The organism is Bacillus sp. AFS001701 (genome assembly GCF_002559405.1).
In the GTDB taxonomy this organism is placed as follows: domain Bacteria; phylum Bacillota; class Bacilli; order Bacillales; family Bacillaceae_G; genus Gottfriedia.
In genome coordinates this window covers 1-5,655 of record NZ_NTZO01000588.1, presented here as the reverse complement: position 1 = coordinate 5,655, position 5,655 = coordinate 1, and the positions used below count along the sequence as shown (strand labels likewise).

General features: G+C 33.9%; 5 protein-coding genes. All 5 read right to left on the bottom strand.

The genetic code is table 11. The features are described 5' to 3' along the window. Window positions 1-349: 349 nt before the first annotated feature. On the bottom strand, window positions 350-1,258 hold the full coding sequence (gene thrB / locus CN514_RS23570; RefSeq protein WP_098234655.1) for a homoserine kinase: 909 nt from the start codon (window positions 1,256-1,258) through the stop codon (window positions 350-352). Beyond that, window positions 1,255-2,313 (bottom strand): threonine synthase, encoded by a 1,059-nt coding sequence (gene thrC / locus CN514_RS23565; RefSeq protein WP_098234654.1) that lies wholly within the window; start codon window positions 2,311-2,313, stop codon window positions 1,255-1,257. Before thrC ends, thrB begins: the two co-directional genes overlap by 4 nt. After that, window positions 2,306-3,610 carry a homoserine dehydrogenase gene (locus CN514_RS23560; RefSeq protein ID WP_098234653.1) on the bottom strand — a complete coding sequence of 435 codons (1,305 nt, stop codon included), beginning with the start codon at window positions 3,608-3,610 and terminating at the stop codon, window positions 2,306-2,308. The genes thrC and CN514_RS23560 overlap by 8 nt, the downstream gene beginning before the upstream one ends. 132 nt (window positions 3,611-3,742) lie before the next feature. Next, window positions 3,743-4,648: a homoserine O-acetyltransferase MetA gene (gene metA, locus CN514_RS23555; RefSeq protein ID WP_098234652.1), complete on the bottom strand. Its 906-nt coding sequence runs from the start codon at window positions 4,646-4,648 to the stop codon at window positions 3,743-3,745. A 124-nt stretch (window positions 4,649-4,772) separates the two neighbouring features. Beyond that, window positions 4,773-5,655 (bottom strand): vitamin B12 dependent-methionine synthase activation domain-containing protein (locus tag CN514_RS23550; RefSeq protein WP_286141812.1); only part of this gene is annotated, 883 nt, incomplete at its 5' end.

The following is a 5,655-nucleotide window of genomic DNA, read 5'->3' as shown; positions in this document are numbered from 1 at the left end:
ATAATACCCTAACTGGTATGAGTATTATTTTAACTTATTTGCTGTTTTAGTAATTTTATTTGCAGATTCGACTTTTTTAATTGCAGTTTCGTAATTTTTATTTGCAGTTTCACAATTTTTGTTTGCACTTTCTCAGATTTAATTGCAGTTCCATCTTTTTTATTTGCACTTCTTATTTTATTGCAGTAACACAGTTTTTATTTGCATTTCGACAGATTATAATTGCAGTACACTACTTTTAATTTGCACTTCCAAAGTTCTTAATTGCAGTTCCAAAATTTTATTTGCACTTCAGAACTATCTCAAAAAAAAAGAAACCACTCAACGATTCATAGTTGAGTGGTTTCTTTTAATTCGAGTGGATTGAATGTTTAACTGTTGCACCTTTGTTTTCTATTTTTATTTCACTTACATCACAATTTGGAAATAAGCGTGTAAAATAGTCAATTGCTTCAGTGCAACCTTCGATCGAAACAAAGGCTAATACTGTCGGTCCGGCTCCACTTAATACAAATCCATGAACATATTCAGGTAATTCGATTTGTTTTAGGGTATCTAGCTCTTTTACAATTTTGCATCGATATGGTTCGTGAAACAGATCTCGTTTCATCATATCGCCTGCTAATGCCCAATTTTCCGTTAATAATGCTAAAACTAATAGATTACTAAAGCTGCTAGATTGTATAGCGTCCTTATATGGGATCGTTGAGGGTAATATATTTCTTGCATGAACAGTTTCTAATTCGTATTTTGGTATAATAGCTACTACTGAAACATTATTTAATGTCGAGTGTTGGATATATGCTTTTCCATCTATAAAAGTCCCAATAACTAAACCGCCATAAAGTGAAGCACCGACATTATCCATATGACCTTCAATTGCAGTTGCGATTCTAAGCTGTTCTTCTAGAGATAATTGAAGATTACAAAGTTCATTTGCTAGAATAATGCCACCTACTATTGCTGAGGCACTACTTCCTAAACCTCTTGTTAACGGAATATTACTTTCAAGCTTTAAATGACATGTTGGCAAAGATTTATGATTTGCTTTTGCAACATCAATCGCTGTTTTTAAGATTAAATTTGTCTGATCAAGTGGAATATCTTTCAAATATTCACTAAATCCCTCGCAGCTATATTGATCGTGATCATATACTTCAATTGTTAAGTATCGATCTAAGGCGATACCAATTGAATCAAAACCAGGTCCCACATTTGCAGTGCTTGCAGGAACTGTTATTTGGAAAAGTTTTTTCATATCGAAACCACACCTTGTAAATGTTCTAATACAATTTTTTCTTCATTCGGTAACAGTATTGGCTCAATTTTACTTGATTGAATTGCGATATCTGGATCCTTTAATCCATTACCTGTTAAAATGGCTACTACTTTTGAGCCTTTTTTGATTACACCTGATTGTACTTGTTTAAAAACTCCAGCAATACTTGCACATGAACCTGGTTCTGCAAATACACCTTCTTTTGATGCAATCCATTTATACGCTTGTAGGATTTCTTCATCTGATACACTATCGATTGCACCGTTTGATTGCCCTATTGCATTTACCGCGTGCTCCCAGCTTGCTGGGTTACCAATTCGAATAGCTGTTGCAATTGTTTCAGGATTATCAATCTTTTTATTATTAACAATTGGTGCTGCACCTTCTGCTTGAAAACCATGCATTTTAGGTAATTGATAACCTTTTGATAAATTGTATTCATTAAATCCTTTCCAATAAGCTGTAATATTCCCTGCATTTCCAACTGGAATTGCTAAAATATCTGGAGCTTCTTCCAATTGCTCACAAATTTCGAATGCTGCTGTTTTCTGGCCCTCGATTCGATATGGGTTTACAGAATTTACTAGTGTGATTGGTTCAGACTCACTGATTTTTCTTACCATTTGTAATGCGTGATCAAAATTTCCATCAATGCTAATGATATGTGCTCCATACATGACAGCCTGCGCAAGTTTACCGTATGCAATTTTGCCATTAGGAATAATAACAAAACATTTCATACCAGATCTTGCAGCATAAGCAGCAGCGGCAGCAGATGTATTACCTGTCGATGCACAAATAATTGCTGAACTTCCTGCTTCCTTTGCCTTAGCAACTGCCATTACCATCCCACGATCTTTAAATGAACCTGTTGGGTTTAGCCCTTCTAACTTAACATATAATTCAATTCCCCACTCCTCTGATATGTTAGGTAAAAATAGTAATGGCGTATTCCCTTCATTTAAAGTTAATTTTGGTGTTTCTTCATTGATAGGTAATAAATTTGAATATTTTTCGATTAATCCTTTATACATCAAGATCTTCACCTGCAATTCGATAATAGCTACGTACTTCATCGACAACATCAGATGTTTCTAAATTTTCCAATACTTTTTTGTATGCTGAATATGACGCATGGTGTGTTACTAAAATGATTTCAGCAAGACCTTTATGCTTTAATGGAACTTGAATAATTTTCTCAAAGCTTATATCAGATTCTGTAAAAATTGAAGTAATTTCAGCGAACGAACCTAATTGATCTTTTACTGTAAAGCGGAAGAATGATTTAAAATAGATTTCATGATCTTCTTTAATTTCTTTTGGATATTGTGGTAACACAGCACTTGTACCGTTTACACCAAGTCGCATATTTTTCATTACCGCAACTAAGTCTGATACGATTGCAGTTGCAGTTGGTAAACTACCCGCACCTGGTCCATAGAACATCGTTTCTCCTACAGCTTCACCATATACATAAACTGCATTAAATTCATTGCTAACAGATGCTAATGGATGATTATGTGCAATTAAAGTTGGCCCAACACTAACTTCAATTCGATTATCGTTTCTCTTCGCATAACCGATTAACTTCATTGTATAACCAAAGTATTTAGCAAAATCGATGTCTTCTGAAGATACTGAACTAATACCACGTACTTGCACGTCTTCTAGTTCAACATCCATTGAAAAACCTAATTTAGCTAAAATTGTCATTTTTCTCGCAGCATCTAGTCCTTCAACATCTGATGTTGGATCTGCTTCTGCAAAGCCGAGTTCCTGAGCTTCTTTTAACACATCCTCATATGCTTTACCTTCATTGCTCATCTTTGTAAGTATAAAGTTTGTCGTTCCATTTACAATTCCCATTAATTTAGTTACACGGTCTGCAGCTAAACCATCTACTAAACTACGAATAATAGGGATACCACCAGCAACACTAGCTTCATAGAACAAATCGCATTTATTCTCATTTGCTACACGGAGTAATTCAGTACCATATAAAGCCATTAAATCTTTATTAGCTGTGACAACATGTTTTTTATTGCGTAGGGCATGGAGTATGTATTGTCTAGCATCTTCAATTCCACCCATTACCTCTACAACAACATCTACATCTGCATCATCTAAAATTTCATATGCATCTGTTGTTAATAGATCCTTTTGAATTGAAATTGATCGCTCCTTTTCAAGGTCCTTAACAAGAACCTTTTTTACTTGAACAGAACAACCGATTTGATGGGCTAATCTGTCCTGATGATCTTCAACAATTTTTACAACACCACTTCCAACAGTTCCAAGTCCTAATAGTCCGATAGATATACAGTCCTTCATATGATCTCCTCCGTTAAAATTTGATATTATTACCATTATGAGAATGTTTTATGAAAATAGCAAACATTTTTTTTAATTTTCCAATTATTTTTTTTTAGTATTTGACGAAATGATGAAACTAAAAATATAAAATTATAAATTGTAAGGGGTTTCTTGATAAACGTAATAATTTAACCAATTTGAGAAAAGTAGATTAGCATGACTTCTCCAACGTACAATCGGTGGTTTTTCAGGATTATCATTTCGGAAATAGTTTTTTGGTATAGCAATTTCCGCTCCTCTTTGTACATCTCTTTCATATTCTGATTTTAAAGTATTAATACAATATTCATGATGTCCAGTTGCGAAAATTTGCTTTCCATCCTCACTAGTAACAAGATGGACACCTGCATCATCCGATAAACTTAAAATCTTCAATTCTCCTATTTGATCGATATCTTCCTTCCTAACTTCAGTGTGTCTTGAATGCGGTACATAATACTCGTCATCAAAGCCACGTACTAGTTTCACAAAACGATCCTCTACAGAGTGTGGAAAAACACCAAACATTTTTTTTTCTAATGTGTATTTAGGAACTCCGTAGTGATGGTAAAGCCCTGCTTGTGCACCCCAACATATATGCAATGTAGATGTAACATTTTCTTTTGTAAATTCCATGATTTCTTTAAGCTCCGACCAATATTCAACTTCTTCAAATTCCAATGTCTCTACTGGAGCACCGGTAATAATAAAGCCATCATATTTTGTATTTTGAATTTGTGAAATTGTTTTATAAAAGCTTGAAACATGCTCTTCTGAAACGTTTTTTGGCTTGTATGATTCAGTACCGATTAAATCGATATCTACTTGTAGAGGTGAATTTGCAATTAAACGTAATAATTGCGTTTCTGTTTCAATTTTTGTTGGCATTAAGTTTAAAATGCCTATTTGAAGCGGTCTTATATCTTGTGACTCCGCTCGCTCTTTCGTCATATAGAAAACATTTTCTTTCGTTAGTATTTCTGTTGCAGGTAGATCTTTGTTGATAATTACAGGCATTTTTTCCACTCCTCTTTTTTCTTAAGAAAAAGGTAGTAGATTGATGCATGAACTATTTCTACTACCTATTTGAAATAACTAAATTATAGTTTTATTGAATTAAATGAATAATTATTCTCACTTATTAAACTGAAAAATATCTTCCATCTTTATGTGAGAATACCATTGCAGTTACAGACGCTTCTGGTAGCATCATGAATCCTTCTGTCAGATTAATCCCAATTTCATTTGGGTTAATTAACTTAAATAGCTTTTCTTGATCCTCAAGATTTGGACACGCAGGGTAACCAAATGAAACCCTGATTCCTTGATATCTTGCTTTAAAACGCTCTGACATCGTGAAATCCGGACGATCTGGGAATCCCCATTTTTCTCTCATTAGCATATGAGTTTTTTCAGCTAAACCTTCTGCTAATTCTAAAGCTAATGAGAATAAAACGTGACTCTTTAAATACTCCCCTTCTTGTTTCAATCTTTCGGCAATATTTCTTACTCGAGGTCCCGATGTTACAGAGAAGAATCCAACATAATCCATCTCTTCACCAACAGGATTTAAAAAGTCGCTTATACAAAGATTTGGTTCTTTTCTTTGTCTAGGAAATTGAAAACGTTCAATCGGTTTTTTCGTTTCAGAGTCATAGATAATGACATCATTGCCATTACTTTGAGCAGGGAAAAATTGATAGATTACTTGGCAGTCAAAATATTCATTTCCATCTTTTAAGAATTCTTGAACTAACTCGTATAACTCCTGGCCACGTTCTTGATTTTCCCATTTACCTTTTACCCCCAAATGATGTCCAATTAGCATTTGATAATTAATAAAAGGTGCCACTTGAGCTACTGGAATATTTTTAATGACCGTTTTACTTAACGATGAAGGAACTAGGCAATCTGATTTTTGTATTGCAGATCTCTTTGTACTAATTTCAGGAACAGGTAATTCAATCACATTGTCTATTTTTTTAATTGCCTTCTTCTTTTCTTCTAATGCTTTTAATTCATCT